Source organism: Brevundimonas sp. (genome assembly GCF_044239655.1).
GTDB lineage: Bacteria > Pseudomonadota > Alphaproteobacteria > Caulobacterales > Caulobacteraceae > Brevundimonas.
In genome coordinates this window covers 67,796-90,895 of the sequence record NZ_JBIIAY010000001.1, presented here as the reverse complement: position 1 = coordinate 90,895, position 23,100 = coordinate 67,796, and the positions used below count along the sequence as shown (strand labels likewise).

The window sequence follows — 23,100 nt, the reverse complement described above, 5'->3', positions numbered from 1 at the left end:
GCCCCCTCCACCGCTTCGCGGTCCCCCTCCCCCCATGGGGGAGGATTTTTCGTTCGCACCCTCCGCGGCCTGATACCGTCGGTGCTCTTCGTCCATCTTGGCCTGCCAGCGGGCGCGGAGTTGGGCCGGGCGGCCCGGATAGCGGTCGTCCAGAAAGGTCGCCGCCACCACCCGGTCGGTGCGGAAGGTGCGGAAGTCGGCGCGGCTTTCGCACCAGCCGACCAGCAGTCGCGTCGTCTCGCGATAACCGATCAGGAAGGGCCAGATGATGCGCCGGCTGTTGCGCCCCTGTTCATCCGAGTAGTCGAGCGTCAGCTTGCGCCCCGCATGGATCCAGGCCCGGACCTGAGCCATGTCCAGTCGATCCGCCTCCGCCGGCTTCCAGACCGGTCCGGACGACACCGCGGGCTCCAGCACCACAGGCCGCAGCCGCTCCGGCACAGTCGCCGCGATCTTGGCGACCAGATCACGGGCGGCGCGGGCCAGGGCCGGATCGCCGCGCCCGGCCACCCACTGGGCGCCGAGTACCGCCGCCTCGATCTCGTCCGACGTCAGCATCAACGGCGGCATGTCGAAGCCGCCCTCCAGCACATAGCCGATGCCGGCCTCGCCCCGGATCGGCACCCGCTGGCCCATCAGGGCGGCGATGTCGCGATAGACGCTGCGTTTCGAGGTCTCCAGCTCGACGGCGATCGCCTCGGCCGTCAGGGGGCGCGAGCTGCGGCGCAGCAGCTGGACGATCTGGAACAGGCGGTCGGCGCGTCTCATGAATTAGGGTGCGCTAACGCTCGCGACGCGGTCGCTCGCTGCTTGAGCGCGTTCTCCTTCTCTGCACTCGCCGAATAGCGACGGGTTTATCCGAGCAACCTGCATCTTCGCTGCTGACAGCATGCTGGCAGCAGGGTGGCAGTAGTCAATCCCTGCCGCCGGGGAGGGCTCGGCCGCCATCGCGCTCAAGCCGCGAGCCGCCGCGCGGCGAGCGATAGCGCACAAGGAGGGTTTCACCATGCTGACGCTGTTTCACGCCCCGCAATCGCGCTCGTCGCGCCTGGTCTGGCTGATCGAGGAGTTGGGGGCCGAGGTCGATATCCACTATTGCGACATCCGGCGCGGTGACGGTTCGGGTGCCCGGGATCCGCAAAACCCGCATCCGGAAGGCAAGGTCCCGGCCCTGTTGCATGACGGAGCGCTGATTACCGAGTCTGGAGCGGTCGCCGTCTATCTGGCCGGGCTCTATCCCGAGGCGGGTCTGGGCTTTCCACAAGGGTCAACCGAGCGCGGCGTCCTGCTGAGCTGGATGTTCTGGGCGGCAGGCGAGATGGAGCCGGCCTTCTGGGGCAGAATCAGCGGCGCGACCGCGACGGACCCGATGGCCCAACGCCGCTATGAACAGGCGACCAATCGGCTGATCGAGGCGCTGTGGGAGGGGCCGTGGTTGATGGGGGACCGGTTCACCATCGCCGATGTCATCATCGGCAGCGCCCTGACCTGGGGCCGGGACTATCTGCCGGACAGTCCGGTGTTCGACCGCTATATCGAGCGCCTGAACGCCCGGCCGGCCAAGGTTCGCGCCGACGCGCGCGACGGTGATCTCACCCTGACGCGAGCCGCGTGATGGAGCCTGACGCGATGGACCCCTCGATCCATGCGGCACGCGCCTGTCTGGAGGCCGCTGAAACCGGCGCAATGAGTTTTCCGCAGATCGTCGGCACCCTGATGGAAGCAGGCATCGAGAGTTACCGGATCGACTTCAGGCGCGCCGTCGCGATCTATTTTCGGGCGGATGGGTCTTCATTCGACCTGGCAGCGCCGTTTCCCGCCTTTCCAGTCGCCGCAGGATTTGACGCAGACACGATCCGGAATGCGATCCGTGCGGCCCAGACCCAGGCCGAGGGCTATAGCTATCCGGGTTTCTGCCGGACCGTCACCGCAGCCGGATGTGCGGAGTATCTGGTCTCCTTCATCGGCCGGCGCGCGCTGTATGTCGGACGAACCGGCGAGACCCATACCGAGCGCTTTCCTGACGGATAGGTGTCAGGCCGCGTCGGCCTGGTCGTGGTGGTGGAACGGGTCCTGATGGAACAGGCCGCCGCCGTTGCCGGTGATGGCCACATCTTTCAGGTCGCCGACGAAGTCGTCGCGCCAGATGCCGACGTCGGTGTCGCGGACGACCTTCATCAGGGCCTGCCATTTCCGCACCCGTTCCTCCAGCGGCATGGTCAGGGCGCGTTTGATGGCGTCGGCGACCTCCTCTCGGCTGAAGGGATTGACCAGCAGGGCCTCGCCCATCTGTTCGGCCGCTCCTGCGAACCGTGACAGGATCAGCACGCCCGGATCCTCGGGGTTCTGGGCCGCGACGAACTCCTTGGCCACCAGGTTCATGCCGTCACGCAGCGGCGTCACCAGACAGACCCGTGCGGCGCGGTAGATCCCCGCCAGCTGGTCCCGGCGATAGCTGCGGTTCAGATAGCGGATCGGCTGCCAGTCCATGTCGGCATATTCGCCGTTGATGCGGCCGGCCAGGGCGTCCAGCCGGGCGCGGATGTCCTGATAGGTATCGACCTCGTCCCTGCTGATCGGTGTGACCTGGACCAGAAAGACATTGCCGCGCATATCCGGGGTATCGTGCAGGAACTGTTCATAGCCGAGCATCCGCTCTTCCAGCCCCTTGGAATAGTCGAGCCGGTCCACCCCGACCATCATCGAGCGGAAGGCCGACGAAGCCGCCATCCGGTCGTAGGTGCGATTGCCCTGGGGCGAGTTCCGCGCGTCGATGAAGGCGTCCACGTCGATGCCGATCGGATAGACGCCCGCCTGGACGGTGCGGCCGAAACACTCCATCCCGCCGTCACCGACCAGATCGCCCCGCGCCTCGGACACCACATAGTCGCGGAACAGATCGAGCCACTCCTGGGTCTGGAAGCCGATCAGGTCATAGGCGAACAGGCTCTCCACCAGCCGACGATGGTGCGGCAGGGTCACCAGCAGCTGCCGGGCGGGCCAGGGGGTGTGCAGGAAGAAGCCGATCCGGTTGGTCACGCCCAGCCGCCGCAGGTCCCGCGCGATCGGGATCAGGTGATAGTCGTGGATCCAGATGATGTCGTCCGGCTGGATCTGGGGCCGCAGCACCTCGGCGAACCGGGCATTCACCCGCTCGTAGCCCTCGCCATAGGACCGCTCATAGGCCGTCAGGTCGACACGGTGGTGGAACAGCGGCCACAGGGTCTTGTTGGCGTAGCCATTGTAGTATTCGTCAACGTCCTGAGCCTCCAGATCGACCAGGGCGACGGTCACGCCGGCCCGGTCCTCCCATTTGATGTCGCCGGTGAAGTGATCGACCGTTTCGCCGGACCACCCGAACCAGAGGCCGTCGTATTTGCGCAGGGCGGCGGACAGGGCCATGGCCAGGCCACCGGCCGAGCCGGCGGCGGGGTCGGCGGGGGCCGACACCCGATTGGAGACAACGATCAGTCGAGACATGGCCCTATAACGCCAAGCTCGCCGAATGGATCACCCCGATGAACCGGATGTGAACGGATTGTGCGTCAGCGGACGTCGGTCCACGACCTGCTCAGCTCAATCGCGCAGTTGATGATGCCCACCAGCGAGTAGGTCTGGGGGTAGTTGCCCCACAGTTCGTCGTCGCCCAGCGAGATGTCCTCGGACAGCAGGCCGGCGTTGGTCCGGCGCGACAGCATCTGCTCGAATATCTCCCGCGCCTCATCGCTGCGACCGTTCAGGTGCAGGGCCTCGATGAACCAGAAGGTGCAGAAGTTGAACGCGGTTTCCGGCTCGCCGAAATCGTCGGGGATCACATAGCGGAACAGATAGGGGCCCTTCTTCAGGTCGCGCTCGATGGCCTCGAAGGTGGCGACCTGACGCGGATCGTCAGGCTTGAGGAAGCCCAGATCGACCAACTGCAGCAGGGAGGCGTCCAGCTCGGTCCCGCCGAAGGAGGCCCCGAACCGGCCTTCTGCGGGAATGAAGGTCTCCTTCTCGACCCGCTCGTGGATTATCCGGGCGCGATCGGCCCAGAAGGCGGCGCGTTCGGCCAGACCCAGGTGATCGGCGGCCTTGGCCAGACGGTCGCAGGCGGCCCAGCACATCACCGACGAATAGGTGTGGACCCGGGCGATGGTGCGGAACTCCCATAGACCCGCATCGACCTGATCGTGCATGGCGAACGCCCTCTCGCCGACCTTTTCCAGCGCATAGAAGTCGTCGATCGTGCCGGGACGCAGCAGGCGGGTGTCGTAGAAGCTCTGCACCAGCGGCAGGACGATCTGGCCATAGACGTCGTGCTGGAGGTGTTCGCGGGCCTGGTTGCCGACGCGGACGGGCTCCATGCCGCGATAGCCGGCGACAGACGTGACGATCCGCTCGTCGATGTCCTCTTCAAGTCCGACCCCATAAACCGGCTGGACGTGCCCCCCCGCCGACTGATCGACCAGATTCCTGAGATAGACGAGGTAGTTCTCGAGGATGTCCACCGCGCCCAGCCGGTTCAGGGCGCGCACCGTATAATAGGCGTCGCGGACCCAGCAGTAGCGATAGTCCCAGTTGCGCCCGCTCTCGGGGAACTCGGGCACTGAGGTGGTCATGGCCGCGACGATGGCACCGGTCTCTTCGTAGACGCAGAGCTTCAGCGTGATCGCGGCGCGGATCACCGCATCCTGGTAGTCCAGCGGGATGTAGAGGGTTCGGACCCAGTCCTTCCAGTAGGCGATGGTGCGGTCCAGCGTCGCCGAAACGCCCGGCCCGACCTCCTGGTCATACCCCTCGTCCGGCCCGAGGAAGAAGGCCAGCGGCTGTTCCAGCCGGAAGGTGCGCTCTTCCAGCACATGCGAGACCGGGCAGTCGGTGGTCAGCCTGAGCGTGATGTCGGAACACAGATAGCGGATGTGGTTCGAGCCCGAGGTCACCTCGGCCCGGCGCGCGCCCCAGTCGGCCGAGGGGCGCAGTCGGATGGTCACACGCGGCGCCCCGGCCAGCGGCCGGATGATCCGGCTGAAGGCCAGCGGACGATAGGTCCGCGCATGCTTCATGTGGCGGGGGGCGAAATCGATGATCTCGACGGAGGCCCCGTCCCCGGCGGTCAGGACGGTCCTGAGCACGGGCGTGTTGCGGATATAGGCCTGAGAGACATCCTTCAGCCCCTCCAGTTCCACCGACCAGAAGCCGTGTTCGGGCGTCTCACCATTCATCAGGGCGGAGAAGACCGGATCGCCGTCGATGCGCGGGGCGCAGGCCCAGACGAAGCGGCCCTGACGATCGATCAGGGCGCTGATCGAACAGTTGCCGATGGGGGCCAGGTCGAGGTTGGGACGGAGGGGGGCCATGCCGCTCATGCCGCCTTCTCCCCGGCCGAGGCGTCGATGCCGTCGGCGACCGCCTCCAGCCAGGTCAGGACCGAATCCACATTGTCGAGGCCGTGGCTGGCCAGGGTCTCCCGCATCGGCCCGACCAGGACCCCGAATCCGCCACGTTCGGCCGCAGCCCGAAAGGCATTCTCGTCGGTCAGGTCGTCGCCGAGCATCACCGGAGTTGCACCCTGAAACGGCGGCTCGGCCATGAAGGCGGCGATCGCCGAGCCCTTGTCCGACCCGGGCGTCTTCAGCTCGACCACCATGACCCCGGGCTGGACCGACAGTCCGTGTTCGGCGGCAACCGAGCGGGCCAGGGCCAAGGCGGCCTCAGCGATGTCTGGGGCCTGACGGTAGTGGAGGCCGACAGAGACGCCCTTCTCTTCGACGATCACCTCCGGGTGCGCATCCTGAAAGGCGCGCAGAGCACGGGTCGCGGGCGCGATACCGGGAGAGGCCGGTGCGATCACGGTCGAACCGTCCCGGCGACGCCGTTGCAGTCCATGCACCCCGGATGCGGCCAGCGGGCCGGCCGCGCTGATACGGTCGATCTCGGACAGGGTGCGACCGCTGACGATGGCCAGCCGGCCCTCAAGCCGCTCATCCAGACGACGCAGCACCGCCGAGCGCCGCGCGACGGGGCCGACCGCGTCGGGGGTTTCGGCCAGGGGTGCAAGGACGCCGTCCATGTCCAGAAACAGGGCCAGCCGATCGAACCGCACCGGCGGGGGCGTCAGGGCAGGCAGCCCCAAGGACGCGGCGTCGGGCGCACGACTTTCGGCGTTCGGCATTGGATCTCCCATGATCTTCAAGTCCCCTTGCACACCCCAACGCGCCACGACGGCAAAGGTTGGCCGATCGGCCCGCTTTGCCGTCCTACGACTTTCCGTAGGATTGTGCCGGGCGCCGTTCTGGGGCAATTCCGGGCTCGGAACGAGGCGATGGTCTCGGTCAGGACGCCTGGATTATGCCCGAAATTCCCCACTCATCGCCCGCAGACATCGCCGTGATGACCGGCCGGGCGCGAGAGGTGATGCAGCTCAATATCGAAGCCTTGCAGGCCCTGGAGCGGACGATCGACGCCTCCCTGGCCCGCGCCTGCGAGGTCATATTGTCGCGGCCCGGCTATGTGGTGGTCACCGGCATCGGCAAGTCCGGCCATATCGGCGGCAAGATCGCCGCGACCCTGGCCTCGACCGGCACCAACGCCTTTTTCGTCCACCCGGCCGAGATGAGCCACGGCGACCTGGGCATGCTGCGGTCCGATACGACCCTGCTGGCGATCTCGGCCTCGGGCGAGAGCCGCGAGCTGCGCGATCCGCTGATCTTCTGCCAGCGTGCCGGCATTCCGGTCATCGGCATGACCCAGCGCAGTTCCAGCTTCCTGGCGCGGATGTCGGCGGTCCCTCTGATCATGCCCAATGTCGCCGAGGCCTGTCCCAACGGCCTGGCGCCGACCACCTCGACCCTGATGACCCTGGCGCTGGGCGATGCCCTGGCCATGGTTCTGATGGACCGGCGCGAGTTCACCGCCACCGATTTCGGCCTGCATCACCCCGGCGGCGCCCTGGGCATGAGTTTGCAGAGCGTGCGCGAGTGGATGGGCGACAACCATGCTCCGCCGGCCAGCGTGCCGCTGGACGCCTCGTTTGCCGACGTGGTGGCCACGATCACCGCGGGTCGCAAGGGGGCCGTAGCCGTGCTCAACGGCGAAGGGGCCCTGGCCGGAATGATCACCGACGGCGACGTGCGCCGCGCCTTCGCCAACGATATTTCCAGCATCACCGCCGCCGACATCATGAGCCGGACCCCGATCACCGTGAACCCGGATCAACGGATGAGCGACGTCGTCGACCTGCTGGCGGCCAACAAGATCGCGACCCTGTTCGTGATGGAGAGCGACCGACCGGTGGCCATCATCCATGTCGCCGAACTGATGCAGGCGGGCTACGTCTCGTGATCGGAAACCGTCAGGACGCCATGATTGACCGTTCCCCGACAAGGGGTTACGCCAGCCCCCACGCTCGCGACCCGGGTCGCACGAGCACCGGACTGACGGCTGGGAACGAGGGCTGCTTGGACAAGGTTCGCCCTTCACGGATCAGGCCGGTACGCTCGCGATCGATCGCCCGGAGGTTGTCCCTTAAGGCGGCGTTTGGACCTGGCGCTTATCGGTTCGGGTCTCACGGGTCTTGCAGTCAGGTCGGCGTATCATGATCGAGGGCGTGCTGTTCGATGCCAGCCGGCTGCTCAGCCGGACCGAGCGTACCGCGCCGACGGGCGTGGACCGGGTCTGCTTGGCCTATGCCGAATGGTTGCTGGCGCGACCCGACCTGAAGATGATCCCTGTCCGGTCCAAGCATGACGAGTTGGTCGCGGTGGACGACAGCTGGTTCCGGACCTGTGTGGAGACCTTGCGGGCGCGCTGGACCGGCGATGACGCCGAACACGCCCTGACCGGCAATGCGACACGGCTTCTGGAAGCCCTGCACTCCGAACGCCCCGCGGCCCAGTCCGTGATCGGCGCGCCGCCCCCGCCACCGACCTCGGGCGGCGACAAGAACCGTCGCCGACAGCTCAGGGTGTTCAAACAGTTCTTCCGGTCGCGCAAGATGCTCGATCTGCCGCCGAGCCGGGTCTATTTCAACGTCGGCCACACCAGCCTGAACACGCCACAGATCCTGACCTCGCTGAAGGCGCGCGCGATCCCCAGCGTGGTCCTGCTGCACGACCTGATCCCGATTACCCATCCCGAGTTCTGCCGCCCAGGCGACGGTGCCAAACACCGGCTGCGGGTGCTGACGGCGCTGAAATACGCCTCGCGGATCATCGTCAACTCCCAGTATACGGCCGAGGAACTGCTGCGGTTCGCCGCCTTCGAGCGGGTTTCGGCCCCGCCGATCGATGCCGTGCATCTGGGCCTGGAATCGGTCTTCGTGGCCAAGCCCCAGGCCGCACCGCCACGCCCCTATTTCGTTCACGTGGGCACGATCGAGGCACGCAAGAACCTGGCCTTCCTGCTGACCGTCTGGCGACGGCTGCAGGAGCGGATGGGGGCCGAGACGCCTCAACTGGTGCTGGTCGGCCGCTACGGATGGGAGAACGAGGCGGTTCTGGATCATCTCGAACGCTCGCCTAATCTTCGCGGGCTGGTGCATCAGTCGGCCAACCTGCCGGACGCTTCCCTCGCGACCCTGATGAACAACGCCCAGGCGGTGCTGGCACCGTCGTCGGTCGAGGGGTTTGACCTGCCGGCGGTGGAGGCGTGCGCGCTGGGGGTGCCCCTGATCGCCTCGGACATCCCCGCCCATCGCGAGCTCGTGCCCCACGCCGAACTGATCGATCCGCTGGATGGACTGGGCTGGCTTGCGGCTCTGGAGCGGGCGACGCGGGTTCGGCCTCTGGCCGCGCCGTATCGCGCGCCGACCTGGACCGATCACTTCCGCCAGGTCGAGGAACGGACCGGCCTGGACCGTCGCCTCGCCGTCGTATGAGGCCTTAGGGTCGCGCTGTCGGTCGAATCATTGCGAGGGGTCTGGCTCCGGTCCGCAAAGGCCGGTAATCACTGGCGTATGACCATGCCCAACGCCCTGACCCGCACCGTCTCGATCCTGGCGCTCGTCGCCATTCTGGGTGGATGCTCGACCCTGCCGCGCGATGGACCCTCGGGCCGAGCCGTGGCCCGCGGCGCGTCGGCCGAGCAGGCCAACTATGTGATCATCGACCTGGACTATGCGCTGACCGAGCGGATCAAGGCCCAGCCCTCCCAGTTCCTGGGCTCGCTGACCGACGCGACAGAGCCTGCGGGTGGTGGAATGATCGGTCCCGGCGATACCCTGGCCGTCGCCATTCTGGAGCCCAGCGGCACCCTGTTCGGTGGCGGATCGGGGGGCGAGAACATCCGTCCCGGCAACCAGAACCTGCCCGCCATCGTGGTCAACTCGGCCGGTGCCGTGACCATCCCCTATGCCGGATCGGTCAATGTTGCAGGCCTGAGCGCCACCGAGGCCGGTCAGGCCATCCAGCGCGCGCTTCGCGGCAAGGTCGGCAACCCCCAGGTCGTCGTTTCCGTGGCCAACAACGCCTACAATACCGTCACCGTCCTGGGCGAGGTTCGCCAGCCCGGCCGTGCCCTGCTCAGCGGCAACGCCAACACCATCCTGGACATCATCGCCGCCGCCGGGGGTTCGACCCGTACGCCCGAGGACGTGATCGTCAACATCCAGCGCGACGGCCGGACCTATACGGCGCCGCTCGGCGTGGTCACGACCGAGTTCGGCGAGAACATCCGCCTGCAACGCGGCGATCAGGTGAACCTGACCTACCGCCCCCGCCGCTATTCGACGTTCGGGGCCCTGGGCGCGATCTCGCAGGTCGAGATGGCGGCCGGGCCCCTGACCCTGGCCGGTGCCCTCAGCCGCGTCGGCGGGCTGAACTCCACCATCGCCAATGCACGTTCGGTCCTGGTCTTCCGCTTCGAGCGGCCCGAGGTCGCCCAGGCGATCGGCCTGACCCAGCCGGCGCTGCCGCGCGGTGTGCCCGTCGTCTATCGCCTGAACCTCGAGGAAGGGACCGGCTTCTTCACCGCCAACAACTTCATGATCCAGCCGGACGACATCCTGTATGTCCCGAACTCGGATTCGGCGGAACTGAGCAAATTCTTCACCCTGGTCCAGACCTTTACCCGCGTGATCTACGACATCTCGGTGACCAACACCCTGAACCAGTAGCCATGGGTTGGCGGCCGCCGCGCATTCCATGGGCCTGGCCGGGGTCGCGACGGCGTCGGGTCGAAGCCATCATCAGCGATCCGTGGCAGGGGGCACCGCGCCGTGAGCGGACCCCGGACGACACCCCGGCCGCGCGCCTGCTGTCCGAGATCGAGGCGGCGGCCCTGGCCGTCTATGAGGCCCACGACCTGCCGACACGACCGGGACAGTATGCCCGGTCACTGCGCGCGGCCGGCTGGCGCTATCTGGCCGACGACCTGACCGCCGAGGAACGCTGGGCCCTGGTCCTGGCCCAGAAGGACGGGTCAGGATGGCGGTTCGGCTCGCTGGAGGACATCGGCGATCAGCCGGACAGCCCGCCCGACCTGAAGGAAGCTTCGGTCATGCTGCGAGACTGCCACACGCTGCGCACCCGTCTGGCGGAGCGCAGCGGTCCCGATTTCGCCGAGGATATCGAGACGGCCATCGACCTGGGCATGGCCTGGCGACAGCTCCAGCTTTCACCGCCCCGGCCCGTCCAGAAGCGTATCGCCGCCTCGGCCAGGCCGAAGAAGCCTCGGAAGTCCCGCGCCAAGCCCAAGCCGCCGAAAGCGGATTAAGCGGCGATCGCCCGTCCACCCATCGCATCGGCCAGCAGTTCCAGCGAGCGGACCCGGTCGGCGTGGGACCAGATCTGGCTGGTGATCATCAGCTCGTCGGCGCCGGTGCGGGCGACGAAGGCGTCGATCTCGCGACGGACGGTGGCCGGCGACCCGACCGCCGAACAGGCCAGGGCCTGGGCGATCATGCCGCGTTCGGCCTCGCCCAGCCCCTGCTCATAGCCCTCGACCGGCGGCGGCAGTTTGCCCGGGCGGCCCGCGCGCAGGTTGACGAAGGCCTGCTGGACCGAGCTGAACAACAGCCGCGCCTGATCATCGGTCTCGGCCGCGAAGACGTTGAAGCCCAGCATCACATAGGGCTCGGCCAGCCGCTCCGAGGGGCGGAAGGTCTGGCGATAGGTCTGGATCGCCGCCATCATCTCGGACGGGGCGAAATGGCTGGCAAAGGCATAGGGCAGGCCCAGATGGGCCGCCAGCTGGGCCCCATAGGTGGATGAGCCCAGGATCCAGACCGGGATATCCTGACCCTCGCCGGGATTGGCGCGGATACGCTGGTCCTCGGTCGCCGGGGCGAACCAGTGCATCAGCTCCATCACATCCTGCGGAAAGTTGTCGACGTCGCCCTGGAGCGTGCGTCTCAGGGCCCGCGCCGTGGCCATGTCCGACCCCGGTGCCCGGCCCAGGCCCAGATCGATGCGGCCGGGATGCAGGGCCGCCAGGGTGCCGAACTGTTCGGCGATGACCAGGGGCGCGTGGTTGGGCAGCATGACCCCACCCGCTCCGACGCGGATCGTCTTCGTCGCCGCCGCCACTGCCCCGATCACCACCGAGGTCGCCGCCGAGGCGATCCCGGCCATGTTGTGGTGCTCGGCCAGCCAGTAGCGGTTGAAGCCCAGCCGCTCGGCGTGGCGCGCCAGATCGATGGTGTTGGCGAGGGCCTGCGACACGTCCGAGCCTTGCGGCACGGGGGCGAGATCGAGAATGGAAAGCGTGGTCATGAGCCCGATATGGGGAAGCCACCGGGGATCGGAACCCCCGCCACAGTCACAGTTGCATTCGCGCCTGCGGTGTTCTTGCGCGACTGATTTCGCTACGGAGCGTTAGGTTGGGCTGAATGCTCAAGCTGGAGCCGCCTGTCGCATGCGTCGTTTCCTGATCTGGTCTGGCCTGGCGGTCGTAATCGGCCTTGTCCTGGCCGTGAGCGGATACCTGGCCTACGATCATTTTTATGCGCGTTTCCAGCCGGTTACGATCGCGCGGAACCAGGGCGAGATCCAGCGGCTGCTGGACGAGGCGTCCTGGGTGTCGCCGGGCGGCGGCGACCAGCCCCTCTATATCATCGGCTATCGCGGCAGTGCCTCGACCCATGCCTATGAGGCCGAAGAGGCCGAGAAACTGCGTGCCGGTGGGGCCGATGTGCGTGTGCTGATGTTCGCCCGGTCCGACCGCGAAGGGGCGACCCAGTCGACGCCGGCCGAACGGGCCACGATCGCCGAGCTGTGGCTGAACCGGGACTGGAACCTGTACCGCCGCTGGACGGATACGCCGGGCGCCGGCTGGAAGGCCGAGGGCATCGCACCCGCCGACGGCAACCTGGCCCGCACCGCCGTGGTCGATGCCAGCCGCCAGTTCGTCGCGCGGCTGGACACCCTGATGCGGGACGCCGGGGTCAAGCCGACCTGGCCCCTGGTCATCTGGCGCGACCGCGAGGGGTTCCTGAAGGCCTGCGCCTGTGCCGACCGGCGGTCCTGGGCCTTCATCCGCGACGACCTGGACGCGCCGGACACCATCGCCGTCGAGGCCGCTCCGGTCGGGCCCACCGCACCGGTGACGCCTGTGCCCGAGACCCAGGGCCTGCCCTATCCCGACCTGCCAGCGACACCCCCGGCGACGACGCCGACCGCCCCCCAGCCGAGCCAGGCGGCTCCGGCCCCGACGGGCCAGGCGTCAGGCTCTTCTGCTCAGCGTCCGACCTCGCGGCTGGAGACGAACCGTCCGCGGCCGCCGCGCGCCCAGACCCGGCCGACAACCCCACCGCCGCCCGAGCCCGAAGACACCCAGTTCTACTGAGGCGTCAGAACAGGCGTCGGCAGACGGCGATCAGGCGCTCGACGTCCTCGGCGTCCTGATACAGGCCGAAGCCGAAGCGGATGGTGTCGTCGCGCACGTCGGTCACGACATTGGCGGCCAGCAGCGCAGCCCGCCAGGACTGAGCGTCCGGGTGCCGGAGGGCGATGAACCGTGCGCGCGGGCCGTCGCCCTCGACCGGATTGAGCACCGTGCCCTGATCCAGGCTGCCGCACTCCCCCGCCGCCAGCGCCTGCGAGTACCTAATTTGCAGCCCCAGCGCATGAGCCGAGACGTCGGCCGTGGTCAGCCCGGCTTCGTCCAGCATCCGCCGCACCCCGTTGAACCGATACAGCGGCGTGGAATCGAAGGTCGCGCCCCAGAACCGGCCTGCGTCCTCGCGGTACTGGACCCCGCCCGGCGGTCCCATCAGATTGCCGAACTCGGCGAACCAGCCCGTCACCACCGGCCGGGGACAGAAGCCGTCCGGCGCGTGCAGGAAGCCGGCACCCTCGCCGGTCATGGCGTATTTGTAGCCGCCCGAAACGTAGAAGACCCGGTCCGCGACGCCCGACAGGTCCGTCGGGGTGGCCATGAAGCCGTGATAGCCGTCGACGACCACCCACGGCCCTTCAGGCCGCGCCAGGGCCGCCAGATCGGCGATCCGGTCGAAGGCCTGACCGGTCTTGAAAAAGACCTGGCTGACCACGATCAGGTCGCAGGCCCCCCGTTCGGCCTCGGCGACGAACCGCTCGGCGAAAGTCGCGAACGGCTCCAGCGGCACCCGCGTCACCACCGCCTCGCCCGCCTCCTCCCAGCGTTCGGCCTGACGGCGAAAGGCGTGGAACTCCCCGTCCGTGGTCAGGATGCGAACGGGCTTGTTCGACAGGCCCGAGAAGATGCGGATCAGGAAGTCGTGGGTGTTGGGTGCGAAGACCACCGTCTCGGGATCCGGCAGGCCGAGCTCGGACGCGATATGCCTCTGCGCCTCCGGCACCACCTCACCGAAGACCAGGTCCCATTTCCGGTCCGCGAACCGGTTCGCCTCGTCCCAGGCCCGCACCTGCCCGTCGTACGAGGCGTCAGGCCACAGGTGATGGCTGTGCGCCGCGAAATGCAGCCGCTCGGGATCGAGGGCGAGGGCGCGGGAGAAGAGGGGTTTGTGGGACATCCCCCTTCTCTCGCCCCAAAGCCGACTGGGCTCAAGCCGTGAGCCGTCGCCCTTAAACCAGACTTCCGTGGCAGTGCTTGAACTTGCGGCCCGATCCACACGGGCAGTCGGCGTTGCGCGAGGTGCGTTCCCAGCCTTCGGGCAGCAACTCGACCGGGAAGCGCGAGCGGTCGTCGCCGGTGAACTGCTGTTCCGGGTTCTGGGCCCGGGCGTTCAGCATCTCGTTCTCGCCGGTGCCGGGGTTCAGGTGGATTTCCTGGAAGACGGGCATTTCCATCTCCGGCGGCGGCTGGAAGCGGAACTCGACCGTCATCAGCCAGCGGGTAACGTTGTGGCGCAGGTCATGGAGCAGGCTCTCGAACAGGGAGAAGGCCTCGGTCTTGTACTCGTTCAGCGGATCGCGCTGGCCGTAGCCGCGCAGGCCGATGACCCCGCGCAGGTGGTCCAGATGGACCAGGTGCTCGCGCCAGCTCATGTCGATCTGCTGCATCAGGAACTGCTTCTCCAGCCCCCGGGTCTGGCCCTCGCCGATCAGTTCCAGCCGTTCTGTGGCGCGGGCGTCGGCGGCGGCCTGAAGCCGTTCCTCGACCTCCTCGTTGGACACGCCCTCCTCGGCGGCCCAGTCGTGCAGGGGCAGTTCGAGGCCCAGGGTCGAGCGGACCTTCTCGTCCAGCCCGTCGATGTCCCACTGTTCGGCATAGGCCTTGGGCGGCATGAAGCGGTCGACCAGGTCGGTCACCACGTCGCGCCGGAACTCGCCGACCAGTTCGGACAGGTCGTCGGAATCCATGAACTCCTGGCGCTGTTCAAAGACCGCCTTGCGCTGGTCGTTGACGACGTCGTCGTACTTCAGGAGGTTCTTGCGGATGTCGTAGTTGCGGGTCTCGACGCGCTTCTGGGCGGTCTCGACGGCGCGGTTCAGCCAGGGGTGGGAGATCGCCTCGCCCTCGGCCACGCCGAAGGACCGCATGATCGAGTCCAGCCGGTCGCCGGCGAAGATGCGCAGCAGGTCGTCTTCGCAGCAGAGGAAGAATTTCGAGGTACCGGGGTCGCCCTGACGGCCGGTGCGGCCGCGCAGCTGGTTGTCGATGCGGCGGCTTTCGTGGCGTTCGGTGCCCAGGACGAACAGGCCGCCGGCTTCCAGAGCGATCTGTTTCTGAACGGCGATATCGGCCTTGAGCCGGGCTTCCTCGGCCTTTTCCTCCTCCGGCGTGACCGGGATGCCCAGGTTGCGCTGGTCGAGGCGGAATTTCTCCAGCCGCATCTCGAGGTTGCCGCCCAGCTGGATGTCGGTGCCGCGCCCGGCCATGTTGGTGGCGATGGTCACCGCGCCGGGCAGGCCCGCGTCGGCGACGATGAAGGCTTCCTGCTCGTGCTGGCGGGCGTTCAGGACGCTGTGCGGGATGCCCTTGAACTTGGTTTCCCACACGATGTCATAGGCGGCGTCGCCGACTTTTTCCGCTTCCTTGGCCTTGCCGACGAACTCGGGTTTGAGGGTGCGCGACACCTCGACCTTGTGCTCGTACTCGTCCAGCATCCGCGACAGGGTCTCGGACTTCTCGATCGAGACCGTGCCGACCAGGATCGGCTGGCCGCGATCGCGGCAGTCGGCGATCTGTTTGGCGATGGCGATATTCTTCTCGCGCTCGGTCCGGTAGACCTCGTCGTCATAGTCGATGCGCTGGACGGGGCGGTTGGTCGGGACCTCCAGCACCTCCATCTTGTAGATGTCGCCGAACTCCTGGGCCTCGGTCGCGGCGGTGCCGGTCATGCCCGACAGCTTGGAATAGAGCCGGAAATAGTTCTGGATCGTCACCGAGGCCAGGGTCTGGTTCTCGGGCATGATCTGCACGCCCTCCTTGGCCTCGATGGCCTGGTGGAGGCCCTCGGACAGGCGGCGTCCGGTCATCATCCGGCCCGTGAACTCGTCGATCAGGACGATCTCGCCGCCCTTGATGATATAGTCCTTGTCCCGGGTATACAGGGTGTTGGCGCGCAGGGCCTGGTTGACGTGGTGGACCAGGCTGATGTTGGCGGCGTCGTAGAGGCCCGTCGTGTCCTCGGCGAAATGGCCGCCGTCCTCCAGGATCTGCTCGATCTTCTCGGAGCCCTCCTCGGTCAGCAGGGCCTGTTTCTGCTTCTCGTCGAGGTCGTAGGTCGTCTTGTCGACGATCAGGTCCTTCACGATGCCGTCGAGGATCTTGTACAGGTCCGAACGGTCCTCGGTCGGGCCCGAGATGATCAGGGGCGTGCGCGCCTCGTCGATCAGGATGGAGTCGACCTCGTCCACGATCGCGAAATTATGGCCGCGCTGGACCATCTCGTCGCGATTGTAGACCAGGTTGTCGCGCAGATAGTCGAAGCCGAACTCGTTGTTGGTGCCGTAGGTGATGTCCGAGGCATAGGCCGCCTGACGCTGGCCTGACGACAGGCCGTTGACGATGACCCCGACCTCAAGCCCCAGGAACCGGTAAACCCGGCCCATCCAGTCGGCGTCGCGCCGAGCCAGATAGTCGTTAACGGTGATGACGTGGACGCCTTGGCCCGAGAGCGCATTCAGATACACCGGGGCCACGGCGACCAGGGTCTTGCCCTCGCCGGTGCGCATCTCGGCGATGCCGCCCTCGTTCAGGATCATGCCGCCGGCCAGCTGCACGTCGTACTGGCGCTGGCCCAGCACCCGCTTGGACGCCTCGCGCGCGACGGCGAAGGCTTCGTTCAAGATCTTGTCGGGGGTCTCGCCGGCCGCAAGCCGGTCCCGGAAGGTCTGGGTCATCATCCGCAGCTCGTCGTCCGACAGGGCGGCGAATTTGGGCTCCAGGGCGGTGATCTTCTCGACGCGGACCAGGAAGTCCTTGACCTTGCGGTCGTTGGAAGAGCCGAACAGTTTCTTGGCAAAGCCGAGCATGGAGTATCCGAGGGCGGTCGAGCGTCTGAAGGCTCAAGAGACAGGGTCTGGCCGACGAAGGCCGTCAGCGTCTTCAGTCCAGGGCCCGGTCATCGACGACCCGGCGCGCCTGAAACAGGGCGCTGCGCGGGGCCGCGCGAACGATCGAAAACCCCTCGACTTGGGCGCAGGCGGGACTTAAGCACCGGCCATACCCCTGTCAACGCGAGGGCCTTTGCGGTCCGGGACGGAGAGCCTCCCCTTGTCCCTTTTTTCCACCGGGCGTCATTCGCGCAACCCCCTGATCCTGGTCGCTTTCGTCGCCGTTCTGGCCGTCGCAGCCTGCGGTCGCGGCAGTGGTGACGATGCGCCGCCGGAACCCGGCGACCGGGCCGTCGCCAAGGTTCAGGGCGAGACCCTGTGGGCGTCGGACGTCAAGCGCGAGGCGGTGGCGCAAGGGCTGGTCGGCGAGGGCGAGCCTCTGGACGTGACCAGTGACCTGTTCCGCCGGGTGCTGGACGAGGTCATCGACCAGAAGCTGCTGGCCGCCGAGGCCGAGCGGCGGGGCCTCGACAACTCGGCCCTGGCCCAGCGCCGTCTGAAGGCGACGCAGGAGCGGATTCTGGGCGACATGCTGGTCGAGAACGAAGTCAATGGCCGCATCAACGACCAGGCGGTCCAGACCCTGTATCAGGAGCAGCTTCGCCTGGCCCGGACGTCGGAGGAGATCCGCATCCGCCTGATCCTGTCGCGCACCAAACCCGAGGCCGACGCGGTGCTCGGCATCCTGGCCCAGGGGGCCCAGTTCGGGGCGGTGGCGCAGGAGCGGTCGGTGGATGAAGCCACGCGGTTCTCGGGCGGCGACCTCGGCTATTCGACCATCGACGTCATGCCCCAGGCCTATGCCAATGCCTTGCGTGATGCACCGGCCGGGTCGACGGTCGGCCCGTTCCAGACCGACGGCGGCTGGGCCGTGCTGCGCGTCGAGGACCGGAGGAAGGAAAGCCCTCCGACCCTGGAACAGGCGCGGCCCCAGATCGTGCGCTATCTGACCTATGAGGGGGTGCGCCAGTTGCTGGAACAGCTTCGAGGTCGAGCGAAGGTCGAGGTTTTGCTGGCCGGCGAGACCACGACCGGACCCGAACCGCAGGAGCCTGCCTCTGCGCCTGCGCCCGCACCGGCCGCAGCGACACCCCCTGCCGCCCAACCCGCCACCGCCGGAGCCCCGAAATGAGCCGGACGCCACCGCCGCCCGGCAAGCCCTCGGCCGGTCAGAAATTCGAGGCGGCGGTCGGCAAGGCGCTGGACCCGCTCGCCTCGGCGCTGAAGCGGGCCACGGCACCCACGCCTGCCGCTACCCCAGCCCCGGGCAAGCCCGGCCTGGCCGTCTCGCCACTGGCCGTGCCCTTCCCGACCATCCCGCCCATCGGTGGGGTCGAGATCGCGACGGCGCGCGCGGGCTTCTACAAGCACGAGCGTGACGATCTGGTGGTCTTCTCCTTCGCCAAGGGCACGACCTGTGCCGGCGTCTTCACGCGCCACAAGATCGGCTCTGCCCCGGTGGACTGGTGCAAGCGCCATCTCGACGCGGCCGAGGGCGGCAAGGATGTGCGGGCCCTGGTGGTCAATGCGGGCTGCGCCAACGCTTTCACCGGCAAGGCCGGGGCCGACGCCGCCCGCCGCACCGCGTCCGAGGTCGCCAAACGGTTCGGCTGTCGCCAGCGGGACGTCATGCTGGCCTCCACCGGGGTCATCGGCGTGGTGCTGGACGACCGGAAGATCGCCGCCCGGATGCCCGACATCGAGGCGGGCCTCGACGCCGACGGCTGGGCCCGCGCCGGTCGCGGCATCATGACCACCGACACCTTCCCCAAGGGGTCCTATGCCGAATGCCTGATCGACGGCGAAAAGGTCAGGATCGCCGGGATCGCCAAGGGGTCGGGCATGATCGCCCCGGACATGGCGACCATGCTGGCCTTCATCGTCACCGATGCCGACATCCACCCCGGCGTGCTGCGCGCCCTGCTGGGTCTGCACGTTCGCACCACCTTCAACTCGGTGACCGTGGACGGCGACACCTCGACCAACGACACCTGTCTGATGTTCGCGACCGGCGCCTCCAACGCCCCGCGCATCGGCCGGGTCGGCGACCGTCGGCTCAAGGAGTTTTCGGCGGCGCTCGACAAGGTCATGCTGGATCTGGCCCACCAGCTGGTCCGCGACGGCGAGGGAGCGACCAAATTCGTGCGGATCACCGTGGACGGCGCCGCCTCGCCCGCCTCGGCCAGGAAGCTGGCCAAGTCGATCGCCGACAGCCCCCTGGTCAAGACCGCCATCGCCGGCGAGGACGCCAACTGGGGCCGGGTCGTCATGGCCGTTGGCAAGACCGAGGAACCGGTCGACCGCGACGCCCTGGCCATCCGTTTCGGCCCCAATGTCGCGGCCATCGACGGTGCCCCTTCGCCGACCTACGACGAGGCCGCGATGTCGGCCTATATGAAGAACCCCGAGATCGACATCACCGTCGACGTCGGCTCCGGCCGGGCCTCGGCCACCGTCTGGACCTGCGACCTGACCAAGGGTTACATCGAGATCAACGGGGACTATCGGAGCTGAAGACGGTCCTGTTCGTCTGTTCGCGTAACCGGCTCCGTTCGCCGACGGCTGAACAGGTCTTCGCCGGCTGGCCGGACGTGGAGACCGCTTCGGCTGGCCTTGCCCTGGATGCAGACGAGCAAGTCACGTCTGAACTCGTGGAGTGGGCAGACATCATCTTCGTGATGGAGAAACGCCACCGCGCGATCCTGCAGCGCCGCTTCCGCAAGAACCTCGGTCGCGCCCGAGTCGTCTGTCTCGACATCCCCGACGACTATGCCTTCATGAACCCGGCCCTGATCGCGATCCTCAAGACGCGCGTTCCAAAATTCATCTGAGGCCGGCGGCGATGCCCGCCAACCGGGACGTTTCACCCTCCGCGCGGGGCTCAAGTGCCCCTCGGCCCCAGATCGGGTCGGGCCAGAGGGGGTCGTCGCGGCGGCGGCCGACGATGTGGATGTGGAGCTGGGGCGTGACATTGCCCAGGGCGGCGGTGTTCAGCTTGTCGATCGGGCGACCCAGCGCCTCACCCAGACGGCGGACCATGGCACCGGCGGCGGCGATCTCCTCGATCAGAACGGCGCGCTGGCCCGCGTCGAGATCGTCGAGCTCGGTCGCGCCGGGCACCCGGGGGATCAGCACCAGCCAGGGAAAGCGGGCATCGTCCATCAGGCGCAGGTCCGACAAGCCGAGCGGCGGCAGGGCGGCGGAGTTTGCCAGCAGGCGGGGATCGATCTCGAACGTCATGCGGCGATCCTAGCCTTAAGGGCCCCGCAAGGACGAGGCCCTAGACTGGGGCCATGTCGATGATCGACCTCATTCTGCTGGCCGGCTGTGCGGTGGGCTTCGTCCTGCTGGAGCGGCTCGTCGCCCTGAAGCGGGGCCAGAAGGTGCTGCGAAGCGGCTGGTTGACCGACGTGCTGCATATTTTCGTCGGCGGGGCCGTGATCCGGCTGGGGATGATCGCCATCGCCGTGGTGCTGAGCGTCCTCGCCGTCCGGCTCGTGCCGGGGCCGGTCGCTGATGCGGTTCGGGCCCAGCCGGTCTGGGCGCAGTATCTGATGGTGCTGATCACCGCCGAGCTCGGCATCTACTGGACCCACCGGATGGCCCACGCGGTGCCGGTACTGTGGCGCTTCCATGCGGTGCATCATTCCAGTCGCGAGCTGGACTGGATGAGTTCGCATCGCGAGCATCCGGTGGAACAGCTGATGTTCTCGGGCGTGGCGCTGGCCCCCGCCATCGTGTTCGGGATCGAGCCCCTGCCGCTGCTGATCTATGGGGTGACCTATCACGTGCATGCGCTGCTCCTGCACGCCAACGTCCGGCTCGACTTCGGGCCCCTGGCCCAGGTCATCGGCTCGCCCCGCTTCCACCACTGGCACCACGCCGATCAGCGCGAAGCCTATGACATGAATTTCGGGGCCCAGCTGTCGATCCTGGACCGGATCTTCGGCACCTTCCGATTGCCCGAGACGGGGCATCCGGAGCGGTACGGGGTCAGCGATCCGGTGCCGGACGGGTTTCTGGGCCAGTTGGCGTATCCGCTGAGCCGACCCGTCCCCCAGCCTTCCGCTCATCCCGGGGAAAGCCGGGATGAGCGGAAACTTGTGTTCTAGTTCAGCCCGTAAACGACGCAGGCGCTATCGGTCATCGTCTGCAACGGCGGCTGCAGGGCCAGGCGCGCGGCCTCGATCTGGGCCTCTGACGGCGCTTCGCCGGGGCGGACAGGGGCCGGAGGCGGAGGCGGCGCTGCGGGCGGAGCCATCATGGCCCCGGCCCGAACGGTGCGGCTGCCCGTGACCACCACCTCGTCGACATCGGTCTGCATCTGCCCGCCACCTGCGCTGTAGGACGGCCAGCCGGCCAGGACGTCGGTCTCGCAGGCCCGGCCGGTGGGGTCGATGACGCGCACCGAGCCCAGGGTCGCGCCCGCGTTCTCGGCCGCCGCCACCGCCCTGCGACGGGCATCCTTCATCGCCTCGGCAGCCAGGGCCGTCTTCCAGGCGTTTTCGGGTTCGAGGCTGAAATAGACGGGGCTCAGCGTCGTCGGCTGGGTCGCCACCACCGTCGCATAGGCCCGTTCCAGCACCGCCACGTCACGGATGGTCAGCCGCACCGAGGCCTCGGTCTGGTAGCGGACGATCTTGTCGGCCCGGACGTTGTCGCGCATCACCCCGGCCTCGTCGCGGTACTGCTCATAGATCGGCCGGGTGGTCAGGCTGGTCTCCACCCGGACCTTGTCGGCGCCATAGGTCGCCAGCTGCTGGGACAGGGCGCGCACCAGGTCGGCGGCCTTGCGCGACGCCTCGGCGGCCGAACGGTCCAGGGCCGTGAAGCCGGCGGTGAAGTCGGCGCGGTTGGCGGCGATCTCGGTCCGTACCTGACCCACCGAGGCGATCACCGGATCACGCATCCACCACGGCGCAGGGACATACTGCTGGCCGATCGTGGCCGGCGGGGTCTGGGCGAAGGCCGGTGCCGCCAGGCCTGCGAGGACTCCGGCGATCAGGGCGGCGGTGACTTGACGCATGGTTTCACTCCCGTTTTCAGGCCAGCCTCGCAGGCGTCGCGCCGGTCGTAAACCCCGCCGCTTGCCGATCCCGGTTCGCGGGTCTAGAGCCCTGCCCACGATTTCTCTCGCACACGCAAACCCGGCCTCAAGTCGCGCGAACGCGCCAAGGGCCACCAGACGGAGATACAGATGGCTCGCGCAAAGATCGCCCTTATCGGCGCCGGTATGATCGGCGGAACCCTGGCCCACGTGGCCGCGCGCGAGGCGCTCGGCGACGTGATCCTGTTCGACATCGCCGAAGGCACGCCCCAGGGCAAGGCGCTCGACATCGCCGAGGCCACCGCCGTGTTCGGATCGTCGGTCTCGCTCAAGGGTGCCAACGACTATGCCGACATCGCGGGCGCGGACGTCTGCATCGTTACCGCCGGCGTGCCCCGCAAGGACGGCATGAGCCGCGACGACCTGGTGTCCATCAACCTCAAGGTCATGAAGGCCGTCGGCGAGGGCATCAAGGCCCATGCCCCCAACGCCTTCGTCATCTGCATCACCAACCCGCTCGACGCCATGGTCTGGGCCCTGCAGAAGTTTTCGGGTCTGCCGCACGAGAAGGTCGTCGGCATGGCCGGCGTGCTCGACTCGGCCCGCTTCGCCTATTTCCTGTCGGAGAAGACCGGCGTCTCGGTTCAGGACATCCACGCCTGGACCCTGGGCGGTCACGGCGACGACATGGTGCCGATGGTGCGCCACTCGACCCTCGGCGGCCTGCCCCTGCCCGACGCCGTCGCGGCCGGCTTCCTGAGCCAGGCCGATCTGGACGCCATCGTCACGCGGACCCGTAAAGGCGGCGGCGAGATCGTGGCCCTGCTGAAGACCGGCTCGGCCTTCTATGCCCCGGCGGAATCGGCCATCGCGATGGCCAAGTCCTATCTGCTGGACCAGAAGCGCGTCCTGCCCTGCGCCGTCTGGCTGTCGGGCGAATACGGCCTGTCGGACCTCTATGTCGGCGTGCCGGCCCTGATCGGCGCCGGCGGCGTCGAGAAGATCGTCGAATTCACCACCAACGACGAGGAAAAGGCGATGTTCGAAAAGTCGGTCGCCTCGGTCCAGGGCCTGTTGCAGGCCTGCAAGGACATCGAGCCGTCGCTGGCATAGCCAGCGGGCGCTAATGCGCGC

General features: G+C 67.7%; 21 protein-coding genes. 12 read left to right on the top strand and 9 right to left on the bottom strand.

Translation table 11 applies throughout. The annotated features are described in order from the left end of the window. Window positions 1-768, bottom strand: a 768-nt coding sequence (locus ACILQR_RS00425; RefSeq protein WP_395649550.1) for a helix-turn-helix transcriptional regulator, incomplete at its 3' end; no start/stop codon positions are given. Window positions 769-1,006: 238 nt separating this feature from the next. On the opposite strand from ACILQR_RS00425, the gene ACILQR_RS00420 reads away from it, so the two are divergent. Together ACILQR_RS00420 and ACILQR_RS00415 are read left to right on the top strand one after the other, a co-directional pair. After that, window positions 1,007-1,615, top strand: a complete 609-nt coding sequence (locus tag ACILQR_RS00420) for a glutathione S-transferase family protein (protein WP_395649549.1) — start codon at window positions 1,007-1,009, stop codon at window positions 1,613-1,615. 14 nt (window positions 1,616-1,629) lie between these two features. Continuing rightward, complete coding sequence (locus ACILQR_RS00415; protein ID WP_395649548.1) at window positions 1,630-2,031, top strand: DUF1398 domain-containing protein; 402 nt, start codon at window positions 1,630-1,632, stop codon at window positions 2,029-2,031. Between the two features lie 3 nt (window positions 2,032-2,034). On the opposite strand, the gene otsA is transcribed toward ACILQR_RS00415, so the two are convergent. The 3 genes from otsA to otsB all read right to left on the bottom strand — a co-directional run bounded on the left by otsA (window position 2,035) and on the right by otsB (window position 6,154). Continuing rightward, the gene (gene otsA / locus ACILQR_RS00410) at window positions 2,035-3,480 is read right to left on the bottom strand and encodes an alpha,alpha-trehalose-phosphate synthase (UDP-forming) (protein ID WP_395649547.1); all 1,446 of its coding nucleotides are present in this window, start codon (window positions 3,478-3,480) and stop codon (window positions 2,035-2,037) included. 65 nt (window positions 3,481-3,545) lie between these two features. Further along, window positions 3,546-5,339 carry a glycoside hydrolase family 15 protein gene (locus tag ACILQR_RS00405; RefSeq protein ID WP_395649554.1) on the bottom strand — a complete coding sequence of 598 codons (1,794 nt, stop codon included), beginning with the start codon at window positions 5,337-5,339 and terminating at the stop codon, window positions 3,546-3,548. Window positions 5,340-5,344: 5 nt separating this feature from the next. Beyond that, window positions 5,345-6,154 carry a trehalose-phosphatase gene (gene otsB, locus ACILQR_RS00400; RefSeq protein WP_395649546.1) on the bottom strand — a complete coding sequence of 270 codons (810 nt, stop codon included), beginning with the start codon at window positions 6,152-6,154 and terminating at the stop codon, window positions 5,345-5,347. A gap of 176 nt (window positions 6,155-6,330) precedes the next feature. Between otsB and ACILQR_RS00395 the strand changes: the two genes are divergently transcribed. From ACILQR_RS00395 to ACILQR_RS00380, 4 genes are all read left to right on the top strand, one after another. After that, complete coding sequence (locus tag ACILQR_RS00395) at window positions 6,331-7,323, top strand: SIS domain-containing protein (protein WP_395649545.1); 993 nt, start codon at window positions 6,331-6,333, stop codon at window positions 7,321-7,323. Between the two features lie 253 nt (window positions 7,324-7,576). Then, complete coding sequence (locus ACILQR_RS00390) at window positions 7,577-8,857, top strand: glycosyltransferase family 4 protein (RefSeq protein WP_395649544.1); 1,281 nt, start codon at window positions 7,577-7,579, stop codon at window positions 8,855-8,857. An 84-nt stretch (window positions 8,858-8,941) separates the two neighbouring features. Then, complete coding sequence (locus tag ACILQR_RS00385) at window positions 8,942-10,093, top strand: polysaccharide biosynthesis/export family protein (RefSeq protein ID WP_395649543.1); 1,152 nt, start codon at window positions 8,942-8,944, stop codon at window positions 10,091-10,093. A gap of 2 nt (window positions 10,094-10,095) precedes the next feature. Beyond that, the gene (locus ACILQR_RS00380) at window positions 10,096-10,692 is read left to right on the top strand and encodes a hypothetical protein (RefSeq protein ID WP_395649542.1); all 597 of its coding nucleotides are present in this window, start codon (window positions 10,096-10,098) and stop codon (window positions 10,690-10,692) included. Here ACILQR_RS00380 and ACILQR_RS00375 read toward each other — a convergent pair. Continuing rightward, window positions 10,689-11,690 carry an LLM class flavin-dependent oxidoreductase gene (locus ACILQR_RS00375; protein ID WP_395649541.1) on the bottom strand — a complete coding sequence of 334 codons (1,002 nt, stop codon included), beginning with the start codon at window positions 11,688-11,690 and terminating at the stop codon, window positions 10,689-10,691. The two genes, ACILQR_RS00380 and ACILQR_RS00375, sit on opposite strands and share 4 nt — an antisense overlap. Before the next feature lie 142 nt (window positions 11,691-11,832). Between ACILQR_RS00375 and ACILQR_RS00370 the strand changes: the two genes are divergently transcribed. Further along, window positions 11,833-12,762 carry a hypothetical protein gene (locus ACILQR_RS00370; RefSeq protein ID WP_395649540.1) on the top strand — a complete coding sequence of 310 codons (930 nt, stop codon included), beginning with the start codon at window positions 11,833-11,835 and terminating at the stop codon, window positions 12,760-12,762. A 4-nt stretch (window positions 12,763-12,766) separates the two neighbouring features. Here the strand turns inward: ACILQR_RS00370 and ACILQR_RS00365 are convergent, their stop codons facing one another. Continuing rightward, a complete protein-coding gene (locus tag ACILQR_RS00365; protein WP_395649539.1) occupies window positions 12,767-13,930 on the bottom strand; it encodes an aminotransferase class V-fold PLP-dependent enzyme in 1,164 nt (387 codons plus the stop codon). A 52-nt stretch (window positions 13,931-13,982) separates the two neighbouring features. Continuing rightward, window positions 13,983-16,838 (bottom strand): preprotein translocase subunit SecA, encoded by a 2,856-nt coding sequence (secA, locus tag ACILQR_RS00360; RefSeq protein WP_395649538.1) that lies wholly within the window; start codon window positions 16,836-16,838, stop codon window positions 13,983-13,985. A gap of 241 nt (window positions 16,839-17,079) precedes the next feature. On the opposite strand from secA, the gene ACILQR_RS00355 reads away from it, so the two are divergent. The 3 genes from ACILQR_RS00355 (at window position 17,080) to ACILQR_RS00345 (ending at window position 19,750) form a co-directional block, all read left to right on the top strand. After that, complete coding sequence (locus tag ACILQR_RS00355; RefSeq protein ID WP_395649537.1) at window positions 17,080-18,051, top strand: peptidyl-prolyl cis-trans isomerase; 972 nt, start codon at window positions 17,080-17,082, stop codon at window positions 18,049-18,051. Then, the gene (argJ, locus tag ACILQR_RS00350) at window positions 18,048-19,433 is read left to right on the top strand and encodes a bifunctional glutamate N-acetyltransferase/amino-acid acetyltransferase ArgJ (RefSeq protein ID WP_395649536.1); all 1,386 of its coding nucleotides are present in this window, start codon (window positions 18,048-18,050) and stop codon (window positions 19,431-19,433) included. Before ACILQR_RS00355 ends, argJ begins: the two co-directional genes overlap by 4 nt. A 77-nt stretch (window positions 19,434-19,510) precedes the next feature. Further along, window positions 19,511-19,750, top strand: a complete 240-nt coding sequence (locus tag ACILQR_RS00345) for a hypothetical protein (protein WP_395649535.1) — start codon at window positions 19,511-19,513, stop codon at window positions 19,748-19,750. Here ACILQR_RS00345 and ACILQR_RS00340 read toward each other — a convergent pair. Then, window positions 19,743-20,159 (bottom strand): HIT domain-containing protein, encoded by a 417-nt coding sequence (locus ACILQR_RS00340; RefSeq protein WP_395649534.1) that lies wholly within the window; start codon window positions 20,157-20,159, stop codon window positions 19,743-19,745. The two genes, ACILQR_RS00345 and ACILQR_RS00340, sit on opposite strands and share 8 nt — an antisense overlap. A 59-nt stretch (window positions 20,160-20,218) precedes the next feature. Here ACILQR_RS00340 and ACILQR_RS00335 point away from each other — a divergent pair, with 59 nt between their 5' ends. Then, window positions 20,219-21,031 carry a sterol desaturase family protein gene (locus tag ACILQR_RS00335; protein ID WP_395649533.1) on the top strand — a complete coding sequence of 271 codons (813 nt, stop codon included), beginning with the start codon at window positions 20,219-20,221 and terminating at the stop codon, window positions 21,029-21,031. Here ACILQR_RS00335 and ACILQR_RS00330 read toward each other — a convergent pair. Beyond that, complete coding sequence (locus ACILQR_RS00330; protein ID WP_395649532.1) at window positions 21,028-21,945, bottom strand: SIMPL domain-containing protein; 918 nt, start codon at window positions 21,943-21,945, stop codon at window positions 21,028-21,030. The genes ACILQR_RS00335 and ACILQR_RS00330 overlap by 4 nt on opposite strands. Before the next feature lie 171 nt (window positions 21,946-22,116). Here ACILQR_RS00330 and mdh point away from each other — a divergent pair, with 171 nt between their 5' ends. Beyond that, window positions 22,117-23,079 carry a malate dehydrogenase gene (mdh, locus tag ACILQR_RS00325; protein ID WP_395649531.1) on the top strand — a complete coding sequence of 321 codons (963 nt, stop codon included), beginning with the start codon at window positions 22,117-22,119 and terminating at the stop codon, window positions 23,077-23,079. The last annotated feature ends 21 nt before the right edge of the window (window positions 23,080-23,100 follow it).

Excerpts from the sequence above, each read along its gene's own strand:
- ACILQR_RS00420 (WP_395649549.1), top strand. The coding sequence starts at position 1,007 with ATGCTGACGCTGTTTCACGCCCCGCAATCGCGCTCGTCGCGCCTGGTC.
- ACILQR_RS00415 (WP_395649548.1), top strand. The coding sequence starts at position 1,630 with ATGGACCCCTCGATCCATGCGGCACGCGCCTGTCTGGAGGCCGCTGAA.
- otsA (WP_395649547.1), bottom strand. The coding sequence starts at position 3,480 with ATGTCTCGACTGATCGTTGTCTCCAATCGGGTGTCGGCCCCCGCCGAC.
- ACILQR_RS00405 (WP_395649554.1), bottom strand. The coding sequence starts at position 5,339 with ATGGCCCCCCTCCGTCCCAACCTCGACCTGGCCCCCATCGGCAACTGT.
- otsB (WP_395649546.1), bottom strand. The coding sequence starts at position 6,154 with ATGCCGAACGCCGAAAGTCGTGCGCCCGACGCCGCGTCCTTGGGGCTG.
- ACILQR_RS00395 (WP_395649545.1), top strand. The coding sequence starts at position 6,331 with ATGCCCGAAATTCCCCACTCATCGCCCGCAGACATCGCCGTGATGACC.
- ACILQR_RS00390 (WP_395649544.1), top strand. The coding sequence starts at position 7,577 with ATGATCGAGGGCGTGCTGTTCGATGCCAGCCGGCTGCTCAGCCGGACC.
- ACILQR_RS00385 (WP_395649543.1), top strand. The coding sequence starts at position 8,942 with ATGCCCAACGCCCTGACCCGCACCGTCTCGATCCTGGCGCTCGTCGCC.
- ACILQR_RS00380 (WP_395649542.1), top strand. The coding sequence starts at position 10,096 with ATGGGTTGGCGGCCGCCGCGCATTCCATGGGCCTGGCCGGGGTCGCGA.
- ACILQR_RS00375 (WP_395649541.1), bottom strand. The coding sequence starts at position 11,690 with ATGACCACGCTTTCCATTCTCGATCTCGCCCCCGTGCCGCAAGGCTCG.
- ACILQR_RS00370 (WP_395649540.1), top strand. The coding sequence starts at position 11,833 with ATGCGTCGTTTCCTGATCTGGTCTGGCCTGGCGGTCGTAATCGGCCTT.
- ACILQR_RS00365 (WP_395649539.1), bottom strand. The coding sequence starts at position 13,930 with ATGTCCCACAAACCCCTCTTCTCCCGCGCCCTCGCCCTCGATCCCGAG.
- secA (WP_395649538.1), bottom strand. The coding sequence starts at position 16,838 with ATGCTCGGCTTTGCCAAGAAACTGTTCGGCTCTTCCAACGACCGCAAG.
- argJ (WP_395649536.1), top strand. The coding sequence starts at position 18,048 with ATGAGCCGGACGCCACCGCCGCCCGGCAAGCCCTCGGCCGGTCAGAAA.
- ACILQR_RS00340 (WP_395649534.1), bottom strand. The coding sequence starts at position 20,159 with ATGACGTTCGAGATCGATCCCCGCCTGCTGGCAAACTCCGCCGCCCTG.
- ACILQR_RS00335 (WP_395649533.1), top strand. The coding sequence starts at position 20,219 with ATGATCGACCTCATTCTGCTGGCCGGCTGTGCGGTGGGCTTCGTCCTG.
- ACILQR_RS00330 (WP_395649532.1), bottom strand. The coding sequence starts at position 21,945 with ATGCGTCAAGTCACCGCCGCCCTGATCGCCGGAGTCCTCGCAGGCCTG.
- mdh (WP_395649531.1), top strand. The coding sequence starts at position 22,117 with ATGGCTCGCGCAAAGATCGCCCTTATCGGCGCCGGTATGATCGGCGGA.